19 protein-coding genes and 1 riboswitch are annotated in these 16,582 nt (G+C 46.9%); of the genes, 11 read left to right on the forward strand and 8 right to left on the reverse strand.

The features are described from left to right. Positions 1 to 7: 7 nt before the first annotated feature. Together LDL35_RS07565 and LDL35_RS07570 are read right to left on the reverse strand one after the other, a co-directional pair. Entirely contained in the window at positions 8 to 685 is a 678-nt protein-coding gene (locus LDL35_RS07565; protein ID WP_304021162.1) for a hypothetical protein, read from the reverse strand. A 94-nt stretch (positions 686 to 779) separates the two neighbouring features. Continuing rightward, positions 780 to 1,238, reverse strand: a complete 459-nt coding sequence (locus tag LDL35_RS07570) for a hypothetical protein (protein ID WP_304021164.1) — start codon at positions 1,236 to 1,238, stop codon at positions 780 to 782. 149 nt (positions 1,239 to 1,387) lie between these two features. On the opposite strand from LDL35_RS07570, the gene crcB (LDL35_RS07575) reads away from it, so the two are divergent. The 3 genes from crcB (LDL35_RS07575) to LDL35_RS07585 are packed head-to-tail and all read left to right on the forward strand — an operon-like array spanning position 1,388 to position 2,436. Next, positions 1,388 to 1,762 (forward strand): fluoride efflux transporter CrcB, encoded by a 375-nt coding sequence (crcB, locus tag LDL35_RS07575; RefSeq protein WP_304021167.1) that lies wholly within the window; start codon positions 1,388 to 1,390, stop codon positions 1,760 to 1,762. Continuing rightward, positions 1,750 to 2,112, forward strand: a complete 363-nt coding sequence (gene crcB / locus LDL35_RS07580) for a fluoride efflux transporter CrcB (protein ID WP_304021169.1) — start codon at positions 1,750 to 1,752, stop codon at positions 2,110 to 2,112. Before crcB (LDL35_RS07575) ends, crcB (LDL35_RS07580) begins: the two co-directional genes overlap by 13 nt. Positions 2,113 to 2,127: 15 nt before the next feature. After that, positions 2,128 to 2,436, forward strand: a complete 309-nt coding sequence (locus tag LDL35_RS07585) for a DUF190 domain-containing protein (protein WP_304021171.1) — start codon at positions 2,128 to 2,130, stop codon at positions 2,434 to 2,436. Between the two features lie 10 nt (positions 2,437 to 2,446). Beyond that, positions 2,447 to 2,509, reverse strand: a riboswitch (Fluoride riboswitch). Positions 2,510 to 2,520: 11 nt separating this feature from the next. Here LDL35_RS07585 and eno read toward each other — a convergent pair. Then, positions 2,521 to 3,801 carry a phosphopyruvate hydratase gene (gene eno / locus LDL35_RS07590; RefSeq protein WP_304021172.1) on the reverse strand — a complete coding sequence of 427 codons (1,281 nt, stop codon included), beginning with the start codon at positions 3,799 to 3,801 and terminating at the stop codon, positions 2,521 to 2,523. 226 nt (positions 3,802 to 4,027) lie between these two features. Between eno and LDL35_RS07595 the strand changes: the two genes are divergently transcribed. From LDL35_RS07595 to LDL35_RS07605, 3 genes are all read left to right on the forward strand, one after another. Beyond that, a complete protein-coding gene (locus tag LDL35_RS07595; RefSeq protein WP_304021174.1) occupies positions 4,028 to 4,381 on the forward strand; it encodes a DUF167 domain-containing protein in 354 nt (117 codons plus the stop codon). Between the two features lie 103 nt (positions 4,382 to 4,484). Then, the gene (gene dnaG / locus LDL35_RS07600) at positions 4,485 to 5,807 is read left to right on the forward strand and encodes a DNA primase DnaG (RefSeq protein ID WP_304021176.1); all 1,323 of its coding nucleotides are present in this window, start codon (positions 4,485 to 4,487) and stop codon (positions 5,805 to 5,807) included. Between the two features lie 58 nt (positions 5,808 to 5,865). Next, complete coding sequence (locus tag LDL35_RS07605) at positions 5,866 to 6,150, forward strand: UPF0058 family protein (protein ID WP_304021178.1); 285 nt, start codon at positions 5,866 to 5,868, stop codon at positions 6,148 to 6,150. 6 nt (positions 6,151 to 6,156) lie between these two features. Here LDL35_RS07605 and LDL35_RS07610 read toward each other — a convergent pair whose 3' ends face one another. Together LDL35_RS07610 and tes are read right to left on the reverse strand one after the other, a co-directional pair. Next, positions 6,157 to 6,945 (reverse strand): RimK family alpha-L-glutamate ligase, encoded by a 789-nt coding sequence (locus LDL35_RS07610; protein ID WP_304021181.1) that lies wholly within the window; start codon positions 6,943 to 6,945, stop codon positions 6,157 to 6,159. 20 nt (positions 6,946 to 6,965) lie between these two features. After that, positions 6,966 to 8,453, reverse strand: coding sequence for a tetraether lipid synthase Tes (tes, locus tag LDL35_RS07615; protein ID WP_304021184.1), 1,488 nt, complete (start codon positions 8,451 to 8,453; stop codon positions 6,966 to 6,968). 113 nt (positions 8,454 to 8,566) lie between these two features. Here tes and LDL35_RS07620 point away from each other — a divergent pair, with 113 nt between their 5' ends. Genes LDL35_RS07620 through LDL35_RS07630 form a run of 3 tightly spaced genes read left to right on the forward strand, consistent with a single transcriptional unit; the run spans position 8,567 to position 11,186 of the window. Then, the gene (locus LDL35_RS07620; RefSeq protein ID WP_304021212.1) at positions 8,567 to 9,067 is read left to right on the forward strand and encodes a CDP-2,3-bis-(O-geranylgeranyl)-sn-glycerol synthase; all 501 of its coding nucleotides are present in this window, start codon (positions 8,567 to 8,569) and stop codon (positions 9,065 to 9,067) included. After that, positions 9,061 to 9,579, forward strand: coding sequence for an orotate phosphoribosyltransferase (pyrE, locus tag LDL35_RS07625; RefSeq protein ID WP_304021187.1), 519 nt, complete (start codon positions 9,061 to 9,063; stop codon positions 9,577 to 9,579). The genes LDL35_RS07620 and pyrE overlap by 7 nt, the downstream gene beginning before the upstream one ends. A gap of 47 nt (positions 9,580 to 9,626) precedes the next feature. Beyond that, positions 9,627 to 11,186 carry a hypothetical protein gene (locus LDL35_RS07630; protein WP_304021190.1) on the forward strand — a complete coding sequence of 520 codons (1,560 nt, stop codon included), beginning with the start codon at positions 9,627 to 9,629 and terminating at the stop codon, positions 11,184 to 11,186. Here LDL35_RS07630 and LDL35_RS07635 read toward each other — a convergent pair. Together LDL35_RS07635 and LDL35_RS07640 are read right to left on the reverse strand one after the other, a co-directional pair. Continuing rightward, entirely contained in the window at positions 11,183 to 12,004 is an 822-nt protein-coding gene (locus tag LDL35_RS07635; protein ID WP_304021201.1) for a class I SAM-dependent methyltransferase, read from the reverse strand. The genes LDL35_RS07630 and LDL35_RS07635 overlap by 4 nt on opposite strands. A 40-nt stretch (positions 12,005 to 12,044) precedes the next feature. Beyond that, the gene (locus LDL35_RS07640) at positions 12,045 to 13,598 is read right to left on the reverse strand and encodes an ATP-binding protein (protein ID WP_304021204.1); all 1,554 of its coding nucleotides are present in this window, start codon (positions 13,596 to 13,598) and stop codon (positions 12,045 to 12,047) included. A 347-nt stretch (positions 13,599 to 13,945) separates the two neighbouring features. Between LDL35_RS07640 and purD the strand changes: the two genes are divergently transcribed. Then, positions 13,946 to 15,244 (forward strand): phosphoribosylamine--glycine ligase, encoded by a 1,299-nt coding sequence (gene purD / locus LDL35_RS07645; protein WP_304021207.1) that lies wholly within the window; start codon positions 13,946 to 13,948, stop codon positions 15,242 to 15,244. After that, positions 15,241 to 16,149 (forward strand): ornithine carbamoyltransferase, encoded by a 909-nt coding sequence (argF, locus tag LDL35_RS07650; protein ID WP_304021210.1) that lies wholly within the window; start codon positions 15,241 to 15,243, stop codon positions 16,147 to 16,149. Before purD ends, argF begins: the two co-directional genes overlap by 4 nt. Positions 16,150 to 16,305: 156 nt before the next feature. Here the strand turns inward: argF and LDL35_RS07655 are convergent, their stop codons facing one another. Further along, a complete protein-coding gene (locus LDL35_RS07655) occupies positions 16,306 to 16,509 on the reverse strand; it encodes a type II toxin-antitoxin system HicA family toxin (RefSeq protein WP_369694896.1) in 204 nt (67 codons plus the stop codon). Between the last annotated feature and the right edge of the window lie 73 nt (positions 16,510 to 16,582).

The raw sequence follows: 16,582 nt of genomic DNA on the forward strand, positions 1-16,582 counted from the left end.
GAAGATCTTATCCTAGAATTGTATTTAAAAGGGATGATTTTCCTGAACTGACCCTGCCAAATACGGCAATCTCAAATACCTGATCCTCGGCACTGTCAAGAATAGAGGATATCTGACCACGGAATTCCACAAGCCCATGTTCTGATACCTGCTGCTCAATGGTGCGAAGAAGATCCAGATCATGGGATGTACTCTCCAGTTTTGAAAGTCGCTCCTTAATATTCTGCCCACCGGTGCCGGAGAGAAACTGTTCAACCTGACGAATGAGAACCCGGAGCTCACTCACCGCCCCTGACAGACAGGTCTCTCCCTCACTGGTCATCTCTCCATACCCCCGCATCGCAGAGGGACGCATTTCATCAACTGATACCTGCATCGATGCCAGCCTGACACGAACGGCTCTCGATGCCGGAATATCCGGAGAACTCTTCGGGATACCGGCACTATCAAGAACCCGAAAAAGCCTGTTTCTCATATGGGAGATATAGTCTTTAATGCAGGTCTTCTGGGCAGGAGTGATATCTGGCACATACTGTGGAAATGCGGTATTTGAAGCGCCTTCATCCATTATTCCTTCTATCTCATCAAGGAGATAATCCAGGTGCTGACATCCGATTCGTATCCTGTTTGCATGACTTGGAGAGAAAATAATTCTTTTTTCAGGTTCGGGTTTCTTTTCAGACATATACATCACCCTGGACATACTCTGATATCACCGGATGAGCAGAGAGAGTCTGATCATTCTCATATGCCTGTTTCCATATGTATATCATACCCTCTCAATTCCTGGATGGGAGTGTGTTTTTGAGCATCAGACGGATCTCCTTTAATGGATTACAAAATCCCTCAGCAAGCCTGCCTCCTTTCATATCACGGGCGAGTGCATCAGCATACAGCTGGTGAATAAGGAGAATAAGTTTCAAGTCTTCCTGCATATCAGGGAGAAAGGAGAAAGGATACAGGCTTAATCTGAACCGCTCCAGAAGATCAGCAGGAGTTCTGGATTGAATTAAATTTTCAAAAAATGATGGTGATTTCTGCCCCATATCTATGATAACGTCATACAGCGGCGGTGGAACTGACCGGTATGAGGAGGTAAGATCCTCAATAAACCACTTCATGGACCGGATCTCTTCATGGATAATCCGGTAGTGCCGGTTATGATACAGATGTAACATCCGATCAACATTCCGGTTCATCTCATATGCCGGATCAGACATATGGCCAGCTACGGGCATAATATATCCTGACCGTGACAGGTAGTCAAGATGTGCCTGAATATTTTTCGGACTTTCTCTGAGGATAGCCTTTTCGTCTTATGAAACGAAAATGATCGAAAGGGCAGTCTGATTTTTCCCACAGGTAAATCAGAAGGCTGGGACCTTTGATGAAATTTGTACCCAAAGAATCAGCACTCGTTGGTATTGGCGGATGTATCGGATCTATTGCCCGGTATCAGATCAATGAATGGATTCCCTCTTTATTAGGGACATGTATTGTCAATGTGCTCGGCTGCATTGCGATCGGATTTCTGATGTACGAGTCTATTTATTTTGGAGCATTCAGCCGGAACTCCCGTCTCCTGCTTGGTGCAGGAATGATCGGTTCATTTACGACGTTTTCAGCCTTTGCAACCCAGACGATAGAAGCAGGACTTTTTTATGGAATGATCTTCATCGCTGCCAATATCCTGTGCGGACTTATGGGAGTATTCATGGGACGCCAGATCATCCTGCGGAAAAGGAGATCATGGAACATCTGATCCTTGTCGGAATTGGAGGAGCGGTCGGAGCCATGCTCCGGTTTGAACTCTCAAAACTCCGTCCGGTCAGGAGCATTCCTCTGGGAACGGCCCTCGTAAATATCATCGGTAGTTTTCTCTTTGGGTGTGTTGTGTTCTCGCGATCTCCCGGAGATATCTATTACCTGGTGGATGTCGGAATTCTGGGAGGGTTTACCACCTTCTCAACCTTCTCCTTTGAAACATTCAGGATGTTTGAGGAGCAGGATTATCAGACTATGGCTCTGAATATCTCGATAAATCTTATAGGAAGCCTGATTGGAGTACTATTCAGTTTTGTTCTTGTGACGCTGATTTTAACAGGAGGATAAATGTTATCGGATGGAATGCTTTTACGAATATATATTGCAGAATCAGCAAAAATCGGAAAAAAACCTGCATACCGGCATCTTGTTGAGATGTTCAAGAAAAGAGGATTTCCCGGGTGCACCGTATTCCGGGGAATGGTCGGATATGGACATGAACAGGTTATTCACACCGTCGATGTCTTAAACTTCTCAATGGACCTGCCCGTGGTCATTGATGTCGTTGATACAAAGGAGCGGGTTATGAGCATTGTTGATGAAGTGGAAGAACTGGTCGAACATGGGCTTGTCATCACCCATGACGTGAAGATGGGAAGAAAACAGAAGTAAATCCTGGTAAACAGGAACAGGAGTCATCAGCTGGAAAAAGCGGTTACAGGTGAACCCCATCACCTTGTTTTACCTTATTTTACATTATGCAGAATTGAATGCCTTTCTTCCTGCGTATCTGGCCTTATCTCCAAGGAACTCGTTGATACGGAGGAGCTGATTATACTTCTCAACCCGCTCTCCACGACAGGGTGCACCGGTCTTAAGCTGACCACATCCAAGTGCAACCGTCAGATCAGCAATGAATGAATCACAGGTCTCACCACTCCGGTGAGAGACCATCGTTCCCCAGCCGGCTTTTTGTGCAAGACGAACGGCATCCATGGTTTCGGTAACCGTACCGATCTGGTTGAGCTTTATCAGAACTGCATTTGCAGTCTTTTCTTTCAGACCGCGGTTTATTCGTTCAGGATTGGTAACAAAGATGTCATCGCCGACGATCTGGATGGTATTTCCAAGACGTTTTGTCATGAATGCAAACCCTTCCCAGTCATCCTCGGCAAGTCCGTCTTCAATAGAGATGATCGGATAGGTCCGGATCATGTCTTCATAATAATCAGTCATTTCTGCTGATGTAAGGACCTTCTTCTCAGTCCGGAGCGTGTATTTTCCATCCTCATAAAACCCGCTTGATGCCGGATCAAGGACCAGAGCGATCTCTTTTCCTGGTGAATACCCGGCCTCTTCTATTGCGTGGACGATGAGCGATGCTGGTTCAAGATTTGACGGCACTATCGGAGCAAACCCTCCCTCATCACCGACGCCGGTTGAAAGCCCTTTCTTTTTCAGAACTGATTTCAGGGAGTGATAGACTTCGCATCCCCACCGAACCGCTTCAGGATAGTCAGGAGCTCCCACCGGGGCTATCATGTACTCCTGAAAGTCTGATCCCTGCCAGTTGGCATGAGCGCCCCCGTTCATAATATTCATACAGGGCACGGGCATGAGAGTAGATTTGGGGCCAAGATACTCAGAGAGCAGAACGTCTTCGGAGTTTGCAGCGGCCCGTGCAACTGCCATTGAGACCGTAAGAATGGCATTTGCACCAAGTTTTGCCTTGTTCGGGGTCCCGTCAAGTTCAATCATCACCGAGTCGATACTTTTCTGCTCAAGAGCATCCCTTCCCAGGAGTTTGGGCGAGATAATGTCCTTAACGGCCTGAACGGCACCCTGAACTCCCTTGCCTCCAAACCGCTTTTCACCGTCACGACGTTCAACCGCTTCATGGATCCCGGTTGATGCTCCGGAGGGACAAGCCGCCCGGCCCCGAATCCCGTTGTTCAGGGTGATATCGACCTCTACCGTAGGATTTCCTCGTGAATCAAGAATTTCACGGGCTATTATTCGCTTAATTCTGGTGTCCATCGGGGTTCACCATAAAGAGATTGGTCGGGATACAATAAAGGGAAAACTCATGTGAGAATTAAAGAGCGAAATAAAAATGGTGAGAGACAACATATGTGATGTTTTCTGCCGTCCGGCTTTCCGGGAAGAGTGCACGGACTCATGACCCAATATACGGATTGTACATTGAAATCCTTCTACTCTGTTGACAGCAGGTATACCCTACAATCTCAAATAATCATATACTATGAAAAAATCAAACGCGGGACAGGATAATCACACCGAACCATCAGTGAAAGACTATAAAGATATCTTTCAGGAAACTCCGGAGGGTATTATCATCACCATTGAAGTATCAGCCGGGAGTAAAAAGTCGCTCTTTCCTGACGGATATAATCCCTGGCGGAAAGCATTTGGTATTGCGGTAAAAGCTCCCCCGGTTGAGGGAAAAGCAAACAAGGCGATCATGGAACTCATCGCCGGATATTTTCACCTGCCGGTCCACGCCGTCACCATTCTGTCTGGGCAGACCTCTTCGGTGAAGAAGGTCAGGATTCATGGTATCTCGCGTCAGCAGATAATTGACCTCATCAGTGGGTAGAAAACCGAGAGAATGAGCTGACCTTACCCTAATTCTTATATACTTTCTGGTAGATGAATCTCCGTAGATATGATTCACATTGTTATGAACAGGGGGTTCTTACGTGTATGAACAGGACACAACGAAGTATCGAATTCACCTGGTTGTCCAGGCTGACGGGGTGGTCGACCGATCTGATGTAGTCGGAGCCATTTTTGGTCAGATTGAAGGACTCCTCGGGTCAGAACTTGAACTTCGTGAGCTCCAGAGACAGGGGAAACTTGGCCGGATTGATGTCAAGATCCAGAGCAGACTGGGAAAATCATATGGTGAGATAACCATCCCGACCTCGGTAGACCGGGCAGAGACGGCAATACTTGCCGCTTCCATGGAGACTATCAACCGGGTCGGTCCCTGCGTATCAGAAATCCATGTCCAGTCGATTGAAGATGTCAGAATTACCAAACGGACCCAGATCATCGAACGGGCAAAGGCTCTCCTCCTTGAGTTTGAAGAACCAGGGATTGATCCTGATTCACTCATAGATGCTGTCCGTGAAAGTCAGCGGATCGAGAAGATAGCAACCATCGGAGTCGATAACGTCCCTGCCGGACCAAACGTGCTTGCATCAGACGCTATCATCGTGGTAGAGGGGAGGGCAGATGTCATCAACCTGCTCCGTGCCGGAATCAAAAACGCTGTGGCCGTTGAAGGGACCAGCATCCCAAAGACCATCATCGACCTGTGCCGGAAAAAGACCACAACTGCGTTCTTTGACGGGGACCGGGGAGGGGATCTCATATTGCGTGAACTTCTGGAAGTCACCGATGTGGATTTTGTCGCGTATCCGACACGGGGCGAGTCGGTTGAAGACCTGAGTCGTAAGGAGATAATTAAAGCGCTTCGAAACAAGGTGCCGGTTGAGTATGTCCTGGAAGACCGGGTCGCAGAGTACCTGGCATCACAAAAATCTGAACAAAAGACTCCATCCGTTCGTGAACCGGGACGAGAGAAGATGAGTGAACCGGCACGATATCACCCACCAGCCCCTGAGGGTGACGCGGTGATCTCCTGTGAATGCACGGAAGAGATACCAGATGCCGTCTTTGAAGAAGAGAGCGTCACTGAGTATCAGGCAAATCTCACGGATGATGAGGAAGATGACCGGCCAAGAACCGTGTTTACCCACATTCGGGAGGTAAAAAACCGTGGAACTGCACGGCTTATCGGGTTGGGCGGTGAGATGAAGAATGAACTCCCTGCCGGGGAAGTTGAGGAGAAACTCGGGGCAATGGAACAGGACCTTGAGGGAGTTGTCATCGATCAGGAGATCAACCAGCAGCTTCTTGACCAGTTCTCCCTGCATGGGATCAGGTATCTTGCCGCACCCTCATTTACCGGCATCGTGCGGCTTCCGGCTACAATCCGGCTCATTCCATTCAGATAGCTGGTTTCAGGCTATTTTTTTTATATTTTTCTCACTAATCAGATAGTGGAGATCCAGTGTGCATAAAGAAGAATTAATATCCCTCCATACCATGCTCACCAATGTCCGCGAGTATCTAGAGGAGCAGAACCCTGATGCAGACTTTACCGAGTATGATGCCCTGGAAATTACCCCTTCACAGACCCACCGGAGCAAAATGGAGCATAAATATGCGATATTTGTTCTGGGAAATGCCATTGCAAAGGCTATGAGAGAGGTAGACAATCCATCAGCAGCACGAATGGCTGACCGGATGCATGAACTGGCCGAGAGGACACTAAAAGAGATAGAGATGGAAGGGTAACCCCTTCTACTTTTTTTGATCCTGTAAGACCAAGTACTCTGCAAGGAGCCGGGGGATCGGAGCCTGCATACAATGCCAGTTGGGTGTGCCGTTTACTTCAAGTACGACATATGATCCATTACAGGACAGCAGATCAACACCTCCGTAATCCACTCCGACTACCTGTGCTGCCCTGACTGCAATATCTGCCATCTCCTGTGGAATTTTAATTGCACTCCCGCACCCTCCCTGGTGGATGTTATGAGTCAGGTGATCAGATACCCGCATGATGGCCCCGACTGCCTTGTCACCGATGACAAAAACCCGGAAGTCGCGGTCATTTGGCACATATTCCTGCAGGTAATAGGGTGGATCTCCTAGCTCTGACTCGTTTTCAACCAGATGAATCCCAACCCCGTCAAACCCGTACACAGGTTTTGACACGGCTTTGGTGTGCTTTTGTATAAACTTCCCTGCCAGCGTCCGTGATTCGGTAAAAAATGTTGCAGGAGTCGGGACCCCGTGCTGCACCAGAAGGGCCGATGTCATCACCTTACTTGCACAGGTGACAATACTCTCCGGTGAGTTTATAATTCTGTTTTTCAGTGACAGGGCCTGGAGTGATTCAAAATTATGACCATTCTGTCTGATTCCGCAGGCCCAGATGGTCGCTCCGGACAGATCATCTGAAAACGGATCGATTGCTTCTAAAAACCTGACCCGGTACGGATACCCCATCCGGTCAAGTTCATCCATGACCATCCGGGTTGAATTGTCAGATGGAATATCGGTGGGTTTTGGAATAATGGTTATCATGGAACATCAAAAAAGGGAGGTTATTCAAAGGGTCTGCTGTACTTCTTCCAGATCTGTTCACGGAAGACCGGACCACTGTTATAGGTACAGAATGGGATGAGAGTCCCGTCTGGTGTCGCATAATGAATGCAGCACTGGCTGACCCGCTCGACATCATAATTATAGTTATCCATGAAATGCATCATCCCGATAAAGAGGGCATTCCAGTGGAACTCACGAAGGGAGTCAAAGTTATGGGTGATAAGTGCTTTTCCAAGGCTGGTCCAGAGTTCACGGCCCCCATCCTCACTCTTCTTCACCGATGCATAGAGCTCCTTAATCCCGTTAATGGCAACCATCTTTTTACTGATAGGCCCTGCCGAGGAGAGCTGGGTTGTGAGCCGCTCGATAGAATCAAAGAATGCATCAACATCGATCATACGGTTGATGGGGACGATCTTCTTATCCCTGACAAAGACATAGGTCGCTGCACCACAATGCTGGTGTGCGGTGAATTTTAATTGTGGTTTGCCGGTATATGCCTCAACAAAGTCACTGATTGGCACAACACAGGGAACCGGGTAAAAATCCTCTTTCTCAACCGCCCCTTCGGTCTGCTCTTCAATACGGTTCAGTAACTCAGGGATTGTTATCCGCTGCTGTTCGATATCTTCCGGTGACGCCGCCCCGGTAAATGAGACCGGCTGGAAGTTTACTCCACGGATTACATCATTATTTTCTGCTGCAAACCGGACAATATCACCAATCTCATGATCATTATGGCCTTTGATGATGGTTGGTACCAGAACCACACCCTGCTTTGCTTTTCGAAGGTTTTCAATTGCCTTCAGGTCATGCGCCAGTTTGAAATTCGTCTCTTTTGATACCCCGTCAAAGTGCAGGTATACCGTGGAAAGACCGGCATCTTTGAGCCGGAGTGCATAATCAGGATCCTTGGCAAGAATAAGTCCGTTCGTTGCCAGCTGCACCTGCATGAACCCCATACTTTTTGCAAGTCCTATGATCTCAAATAGATCATCACGGAGTGTCGGTTCTCCTCCGGCAAACTGAACTGCCGGCGCAGGAGTTGGTTTTTCAGAGCGCAGGACCGTCAGCATCTCTTTGATCTGGTCAAAGGTGGGCTCGTAGATGTACCCGCATGCCCGTGCATTTGCAAAACAGAAAGAACAGTTCAGGTTACACCGGTTTGTCAGATCAACATTTGCAAGGAGGGTCGTTGATTTATGACTGTTACAGATTCCACAATCATACGGACAACTGCTTATATCTTTCACGACCTGAGGGTTTGCAAGGCCTGAACCCTTCACCCCGAACGCCTCATATCTGCGCCATGCGTCTGCATCATCCCAGTACAGGTATGAAAAATAACCATGATCAGGACAGGTCCTGTTTATATACACCTTTCCTTCGTTCTCTATAATCTCTGCTTCTAGTACTTTTTTACATATTGGACAGAGACTTTTGGTTTTTTTGAGGAGTATACTATCACCACCAGTGGGTATTCCCATACCGGATTTCACTTCTGCTCATATGTATGCGAAAACCTAACCTTATAGGTATGCCGGATTCTGCAACAATACTCAGTAACGGACTCATACTCATCGGTTCTGCGATATGGGTGATGCTCCCCGCATACCTGCCAAATAATTTTGCAGCCCTGACCGGTGGAGGTATGCCCGTTGATATGGGGAGGAACTGGACAGACGGGAGGCGTATCCTTGGTGACGGGAAGACCATCCGGGGGTTTGTCGGCGGGGTTACAGCCGGGATTCTTATCGGGGCACTCCAGATATATGCAGAGATATCAGGACTTGTCCCCTGGTTTCCCCCCCATACCCTGACGGCAGTCATCCTGCTTGCTGTCGGTTCACTCCTTGGTGATATGGTAAAGAGTTTTTTTAAACGACGTCAGGGGATAGACCGGGGAGGCGAGTGGTTTTTAGTAGATCAGCTGGACTTTGTCGTCGGGGCGTTGCTTCTGACTTTGTTGTTTGATTCCTCCTGGATGATGCACACCATGACCATGCCGCTTCTGATCGTCATCCTGGTACTGACCCCCTTGCTCCACCGGACCGTGAATATTATCGGGTATAAACTTGGATTGAAGAAGGTACCATGGTAACTGCTACATTGCGTGAGATGCTGATCTCAGCCGAGGCTATACGATTTGGAGATTTTACCCTTGCGTCCGGAAGAAAGAGCAAGGTCTATATAGATATTAAAAAGGCTATTACCGATCCTGCCATTCTGAAAAAGATTGCTTCAGAGGTTCTTTCCCAATGCACGGATTTTGATGCCGTCGCAGGAGTTGCCGTCGGCGGGGTCCCCCTTGCGGTCTCAGTCTCCCTTGCCTCTGGTAAACCGTATGTCATTATCAGGAAAGAGCAGAAAGGACATGGCCTTGCCAGCCTTATCATCGGTGATGTAGATGGGAAGAGGATTCTGCTCGTTGAAGATGTCACTACGTCCGGCGGCTCTGCAGTATTTGGGATTGAACAGCTCCGTTCTGCCGGTGCGATAGTGGAGGATGTGATCACCGTAGTTGACCGGAATGAAGGAGCAGAAAAAATGCTCAGCGAACTTAAAATTACCCTGACTCCCCTGGTCAGGATGCAGGACCTTATAAACGAATAAGAACGGTGACAGACATGCCATTATACCCGTATGGCTAATGATAGTCTATGAACCAGCATACGGCTGGCATTGTCATACTTCTCATAGCCGGTATCCTGGGCGGCATTCCCTTAGGGATGCTGTTTCATGGAGATACCCCCGGACAGGTCCAGAATAATACCTCATCTAAATGGCAGGCACCGGTCAGTCAGCCAGAACTTGTCCGACCTTCACATATGCTCTCCCTCTCCAATGAGTCATTTTTAGTCAGCGATCTGTATGATAAGGCTCTTTTCCTGGTTCAGGCAAATGGGTCAATGCAGCGAATCATAACCAGGGATGTCGCAAAACCCTATGGATACTGGGATATCACCGGAATCACCCATGATAAAAAGGGGAATATCTACCTCTCCGATGCAGCCACCCACCGGATATTAAAACTCAGTGACAAAGGATCTCTCCTTACCAGCTGGGGAGGGTTCGGAGATGGAGATGGGAAGTTTGACACTCCTTACGGGATCAGTGTTGTGAATGTATCAGGTGAAGAATTGCTATATGTCTGTGATTCCGGTAATGCACGAATCCAGGTCTTTACTCCACAGGGGCAGTACCTGCATAGTCTGCAGATCCCATCCGATGAAACGAAAAAAGTCAGGGTTGTAAAGCCCCAGGAATCACTCAATACCACCGATCTGCAGAGGTTTGTAGTTACCCCACAAAAAGGAGCAAATCCTGCTTTTGTGGAGCGGACATTTTCCATTCAGTCTTCAGGTAATACCCTGCCCCTGACCTTTGACATCAACCGGTCAGTCCACCTGGGAGCACAAAAAGTTTCATACCAATCATCAGATGTCTCAACGAAAAACCCGGAGGAATGGATACCAGTGCTTTCTGCTATCCTTGCAGATACAACAACTCAGGAGACCCTGAAGACAACACTAGAAGAGCTCAAGAGACAGGCAAATATCAAGAGAATCAGTGAGCGGGCGAAACTGGAATGTATTGTCCATTTTATTCAGCAGATTCCTCTGACCGAGAATGCTGAAAACCGGTACCCGATAGAGATATTGCATGATAAAATGGGGAATACGTATGACAAAGCCCTGTTTTTATACGGCCTGCTCAGTGAAGCAGGGTATGATGTGGTATATCTTGCATATCCAGGTCTCTCTCATGCAGCGGTTGGAATCCGTCTCACCGATCCCATCAAGAGTACGGCAGTTGCCACATACCGGGATAGCAATGGTAGCATATATATGTACATCAATCCGGACGGGCCGTCATTTATCGGGGGTATTGCCCAAAAATACCGGAAGAGTGATCCATTTGTGATCCATCTTGAAGAGAAAGGGAGAAATACAGGAACAGGAACGGGAAAAGAGAAGAAGTCCATATCAGCAGATCACCTGTATTCAACCTATGTCGTTGAGAGTATCTTTTCCCTCTCTGACAAGTATCAATTCCTGGTAAACAAGGAGAAGGATGCAAAGAGCGATGAGGCACGAAACATCAGGGAGAATTATCAAAAGATTAAGAGTGTTCTTGACTTTATCGAGAAAAATCCCTGGAATACCGAGATTGCATATATGAGGATTAAAAATTCGAAAGTAAATGATATTATCGTCTAGGATAAATCCAGGTCTTGTTTTTTCCCAGAAACCAGGTAACCGGTGAAGGAACCAAAGAATAATCCTTTCTGATCCATTGTAATGAGGTGAGCCTGAAACGCATCAGCCTCCTCCTGTGATACGCAGCCGGCAGATGCTGCCCGATTCGCATTTTCTGTAACGGTGAAGATCGTTTCCGCTTCTTTGAGCGTGGTCATGATCATCGTCCGTGGATGAACCTCTACATCGGTAAATCCTGCATGTAGACACATTCTTCTAAGCTTACGCCCGATATGACCACAGGCAAACTGATCTGACCAGAAGTTCAGAACAGTTCTTGTTACTTCTTCATCAGCCCCGTCAAGAATAAAATTCTCCCAGTCCGGTTCAAACAGGACACATCTCCCCCCCGGTTTTAAGACACGATACATCTCTTCAATGACCTGCTGTGGATCTTGCACATGCTGAAGAACCCGGTCTTCCCTGACCGCATCACATATACCGTCACGGACTGCCGAGTATTGCCCGTCCATGCGGATGTAGGAGAGGTTTGGAATACTGGAGGCTTTTTTTGCAAGGGTTACAAGAGAAGAACTGATATCTGACCCGATTACCAGTCCTCCGGGGTTGCACCGTCCGGCAAGGATATGCACATCATCAAGAGGGCCGCACCCAATCTCAAGGATGATATCTCCGGGTGATATCTTCAGGAGCTCGAATGACTCCTCTTTTACCGACCGAAAGAAGGGATGGTTTCTTATATCTGACAGGCACCGAACCAGTTTTCCCTGATCTTCTGAAAGGTCCACCTGTTGAAATCCGGTTGCAAGGAAGGTCATGATGTAAGAGAAGAGTGAGGTTTCAGATAATTTGAAAGGATCATTGAACTTCCCAGTGATCGATATTTCGTGTCATAGGATTGAAAATGATACCAATCTCAAAGATCTTCCTGCCATCGCTTTCATATTTCTCCCGGTATTTTTTTTCCCTGATCTGGTTGAGAGGGCTGCCAGGTTCGTGCGAAGGAGAATCTGATACTTTAAATTCAAATATCCAGATACCGGTTTTGGTTTTTACGGTAAGGTCAATTCTGCCTTTATTCGTAGTATCTTCCGGTATAACCTCATACCCAAGACTCGCAAAATACGTGTACACGATACTCGCATAATACCATTCAAATTGCGACAACTGGTTCTTCCTGTACCAATCGTATGGAATTGAAGCAAAAAGTGAAGAAAAAATGGTATGTATCTGACTGGGGTCTTCCCGTTCCAGAATATCATAGAGCATTTCACGATTTTTAGAAATCTCCTGCTTTGAAAGGACTTCAGCAAACAAAGTATTTAAAGAGGTTCTGACTTCGACATTGGGGTATCCAAGCCAGCAGGTAAATCCCCGAATGGGATCTGCAGACCATTTTTTAATTGTAAGATACCCTGCCTGAAAAAGGAGAGTCTCTATCCGGATATGCTCCGGATCAAATGACCCGAGGAGATCGGTCCCGGCAATAAAATCTTCATATTCAGCCGGAAGTCGTGGATTAGACTCCCAGAGCTTGATGAGAAAAGTCGGCGTTCCGGTCTCGAACCAATATGGTTTGAATGTTCCCTCATCAAAAAGCAGCAGGATATCAAACGGGTTATAAACCGACTCGCCGGTCCAGGAATACCCATTGTACCATCGTTTCACCTCATCGTTATCAAATCCGGAGAGGTGCTCTGTAAAAACCTGCTCAAGATCTGTCTGAGTATACCCACATATCGCAGAGTACCGGGAATCAAGGGTAATATCCTTGAGATTGTTCAGACCGGAGAATATCCCGGTTTTTCCAAATTTTGAAACCCCGGTGAGCATGACAAAGGTAAGGAATGGATCAAGATCCTTAATAATGCTATAAAAACTCTTGAGATCTTCACGAAGCTCTAAGGCAACTTTCTGATCATGAAGGTTATCAAGAATCGGCTTATCATATTCATCAACCAAAAGTACAACCTTTTTTCCGGTTTTTTTGAAGAGTTCACGTATCAGATCTTCCAGTTGAAATCCGGACGAGATGGAATGATCAATGGAAAGCCCATACTGTGCTGCCTCCTGGGAAATTATTCTGGTCAGGTATTCAGACAATTCTGCAGATGATCGGTTCACCCGTTGTGCAAAACTGATTTTTATAACCGGATATTTTTTCTCAAAATCCCAGCCTGATTCAGGACGGTCAAGATAAAGACCGGAGAACAGATCTTTTTTCCCTTTAAATGCACAGGAGAGAGTGTCGATAAAAAGGCTTTTGCCAAACCTGCGTGGTCTGGAGAGAAAATAATATGAACCTTTTTGAGCTAACTCAGCGATGTATGGAGTTTTATCCACGTAATAATACCCTTCGCTCCTGATCTTCTCAAATGACTGAATCCCGATAGGAAGTAGAAGAGAGGGCATATGAATAGTACGTACTTGTGATAATGAGTTATAAAGGATGATCTTTTTTTCCTATCTTGACAAGGTCGTACTATTGGATATTTAATGATAGGTTTAATGGTGTGTACCGCATATTGGTACGAGAATATTAATCTAAGATCCGATATCTATGGCAATTAGTACCAGAGGAGGCAATTTTTCACTCCTCCACCTGATTATTTCTCATCCTCTCTGCAAGAATGCAGAGCTTTTCATTCGCAGAGCGACCAGGATCTTTATCCATTCACATGAGAGAGTGCCCCTTTTAAGCACTTTCTGAATTTTTTTAAAATTGATAGAATGATGCAAATTCACCGGAGTTATCAGGAATGAATACACATACAAACATCCTTGTTGTCGGAAGCGGAGGCAGAGAACATGCCATTGCAAAGGCCCTTTCCAAAAATCCACAGACGAGAATATTTGCGGTAATGAACAGGATGAATCCAGGGATTGCTGAACTGGCATATAAGATCCTGATTGCTTCAGAAACTGACCCAGAAGTGGTGAAAAATTTCTGCATCGAGCAACAGATTCAGTATGCGTGTATCGGTCCTGAGGCACCCCTGGAAACTGGTGTTGTTGATGCACTTACCACAGCAGGAGTAAAATGTGTTGGTCCTGCAAAGATGGCAGCGAGAATAGAGACCGACAAATCATTCTGCAGAAATCTGATGAAGAAATTCAATATCCCTGGTCTTCCTGAATACCATATCTTCCACTCCGGCACCGATGCTGAAGCATTCCTGAAAACCACAACAAAAGAATATGCAATAAAACCATCAGGTCTGACCGGAGGCAAGGGAGTCAGGATCATGGGCGAACACCTGACCCATGAGGAAGCCTGCAGATATGTTCATGAACTCAAAGGGGATGTTGTCATTGAGGAACGGCTTATCGGAGAGGAGTTCACGTTGCAGGCATTCGTCGATGGCTCTCATCTTGTCCCGATGCCTCTTGTACAGGATCATAAACGGGCTTTTGAAGGAGATGTCGGGCCCAATACCGGGGGTATGGGATCCTATACCCTTCCGGATCACCGGTTTCCCTTTGTCACCGAAGAGGATTACAATACGGCATTTGCCATCATGAAACAGACCATTGCTTCTCTTGCTGCTGAAGGGACACCATATGTGGGAATTCTGTACGGTCAGTTCATGAATACAGCACAGGGTCCGATGGTTATTGAATTCAACGCAAGGTTTGGTGACCCTGAAGCCATGAATGTCCTGTCATTACTGACCAGTGACTTTTCCACCCTTGTTCAGGCGATTACGGCAGGAACACTTGACAAAGCGGAGGTTTCGTTTGCGAAAAAAGCTACCGTCTGCAAGTATCTTGTGCCGGAAGGATACCCGGATAATCCAGTTTCAGGCGGCAAACTAATTCCCGGACCAGATAACAAGGCACTCTGCTATTATGCCAGTGTTGTCAGGGAAGGGGAATTCCTGGTGACCCAGAGCTCACGGACTATGGCTTATGTTGGTATCGGCGATACCCTGGAAGAGGCAGAGAGGATTGCAGAAGAGGCTGCATCTGCCGTTCAGGGTCCTGTCCGTCACCGGTCTGATATTGGGACCAGAGAAGTTCTGGAGAAGAGAATTTCCCACATGAAGGAGATCAGATGAAGAAAGATTTCATATCCATTCTTGACATCTCCCGGGATGAACTGGCAAATCTTATCGCACATGCCAGAAAATTAAAGGAAGAGCGCAGAGTCGGCATACAGACCCCTGTTCTTGCCCATAAAACCCTGGGGATGATCTTTGAGAAATCATCGACCAGAACGCGGATATCGTTTGAGGCCGGGATGTTTGAGCTGGGAGGTCATGCCCTGTTCCTGAATCCGAAGGACATGCAACTAGGCCGGGGAGAGGCAATTCGTGATACGGCAAGGGTTATGTCCAGGTTTGTATCGGCAATTATGATCCGGGCGAACCGGCATGATGAGGTTCTGGAACTTGCCGCTCATGCCGATATTCCGGTTATTAACGGACTGTCAGATCGGGAACACCCGTGTCAGATCCTGGCCGATATCATGACCATTGAGGAACGACTCTTTCGGACCGAAGGAGTGAGGGTTGCCTGGATAGGTGACGGGAATAATGTCTGTAATTCACTTATTATGAGTACTATTCTTACCGGAATGGAAGTCGTTGTAGCATCACCACCAGAGTTTGCGCCCAGGCAGGAGATCGTGACAGAAGCAGTAAAAATGGGAGCAAAGGTCAGAATTGTGACCGATCCACGGGAAGCGGCCACTGGTGCTGATGTGGTCATGACTGATACCTGGATTTCAATGGGGCAGGAAGAGGAGATTGACCGGAGAAGACAGATCTTCATGCCATACCAGGTAAACGCTGAACTTATGGCCTGTGCAAAACCAGGGGCTATTGTGATGCATTGTCTCCCGGCACACCGAAACTGGGAGATCACCGATGAGGTTTTAGATAGTAAAGCCAGTGCGGTGTGGGACCAGGCAGAAAACAGGCTGCATGCACAGAAAGCCCTTTTGGTCAGGTTATTGGCATAACGAATAATTTTTTTTTGAGAATATAAACCGAAAACCATCTTATGTTTTGGAGAGATGGTTCTTATTTTTTTGAAGGAAACGATCTTGTCGTTCCCCGTTCTTCAGGTAGTAAAACGGTGGGCATCGAATGGCAGCAAACAGGAGAGAGAAGAATTTTTAGCGATTAAAAAACTCCAGATATTCTTCAGGTGATAATCCGGCGGTTCGTATTAACTTTCGGAGTAAACCTGGTCCCAAATTTTTTCCTGAATGAACAGGCACCGATAAATGTACTTGACTTCCTTCTTTGATCAGGATATAATGGCTGCCTTCAATATGGTTTATCATCCATCCGGCCCTTTTAAACCTAATTCTGGCAATTTATAACTTACTAAGGTGAGAGTCTTTTCTCCCTGAGCAAGCTATCGAACCCCATGTTCTTTAACTGGTCATC

It is taken from the genome of Methanospirillum hungatei (genome assembly GCF_020216685.1).
GTDB lineage: Archaea > Halobacteriota > Methanomicrobia > Methanomicrobiales > Methanospirillaceae > Methanospirillum > Methanospirillum hungatei_B.

What these genes read in the sequence shown, in the direction of transcription:
- LDL35_RS07565 (WP_304021162.1), bottom strand. Translation starts at nt 685, where the DNA reads ATGTCTGAAAAGAAACCCGAACCTGAAAAAAGAATTATTTTCTCTCCA.
- LDL35_RS07570 (WP_304021164.1), bottom strand. Translation starts at nt 1,238, where the DNA reads ATGCCCGTAGCTGGCCATATGTCTGATCCGGCATATGAGATGAACCGG.
- crcB (WP_304021167.1), top strand. Translation starts at nt 1,388, where the DNA reads ATGAAATTTGTACCCAAAGAATCAGCACTCGTTGGTATTGGCGGATGT.
- crcB (WP_304021169.1), top strand. Translation starts at nt 1,750, where the DNA reads ATGGAACATCTGATCCTTGTCGGAATTGGAGGAGCGGTCGGAGCCATG.
- LDL35_RS07585 (WP_304021171.1), top strand. Translation starts at nt 2,128, where the DNA reads ATGCTTTTACGAATATATATTGCAGAATCAGCAAAAATCGGAAAAAAA.
- eno (WP_304021172.1), bottom strand. Translation starts at nt 3,801, where the DNA reads ATGGACACCAGAATTAAGCGAATAATAGCCCGTGAAATTCTTGATTCA.
- LDL35_RS07595 (WP_304021174.1), top strand. Translation starts at nt 4,028, where the DNA reads ATGAAAAAATCAAACGCGGGACAGGATAATCACACCGAACCATCAGTG.
- LDL35_RS07610 (WP_304021181.1), bottom strand. Translation starts at nt 6,945, where the DNA reads ATGATAACCATTATTCCAAAACCCACCGATATTCCATCTGACAATTCA.
- tes (WP_304021184.1), bottom strand. Translation starts at nt 8,453, where the DNA reads ATGGGAATACCCACTGGTGGTGATAGTATACTCCTCAAAAAAACCAAA.
- LDL35_RS07620 (WP_304021212.1), top strand. Translation starts at nt 8,567, where the DNA reads ATGCTCCCCGCATACCTGCCAAATAATTTTGCAGCCCTGACCGGTGGA.
- pyrE (WP_304021187.1), top strand. Translation starts at nt 9,061, where the DNA reads ATGGTAACTGCTACATTGCGTGAGATGCTGATCTCAGCCGAGGCTATA.
- LDL35_RS07630 (WP_304021190.1), top strand. Translation starts at nt 9,627, where the DNA reads ATGAACCAGCATACGGCTGGCATTGTCATACTTCTCATAGCCGGTATC.
- LDL35_RS07635 (WP_304021201.1), bottom strand. Translation starts at nt 12,004, where the DNA reads ATGACCTTCCTTGCAACCGGATTTCAACAGGTGGACCTTTCAGAAGAT.
- LDL35_RS07640 (WP_304021204.1), bottom strand. Translation starts at nt 13,598, where the DNA reads ATGCCCTCTCTTCTACTTCCTATCGGGATTCAGTCATTTGAGAAGATC.
- purD (WP_304021207.1), top strand. Translation starts at nt 13,946, where the DNA reads ATGAATACACATACAAACATCCTTGTTGTCGGAAGCGGAGGCAGAGAA.
- argF (WP_304021210.1), top strand. Translation starts at nt 15,241, where the DNA reads ATGAAGAAAGATTTCATATCCATTCTTGACATCTCCCGGGATGAACTG.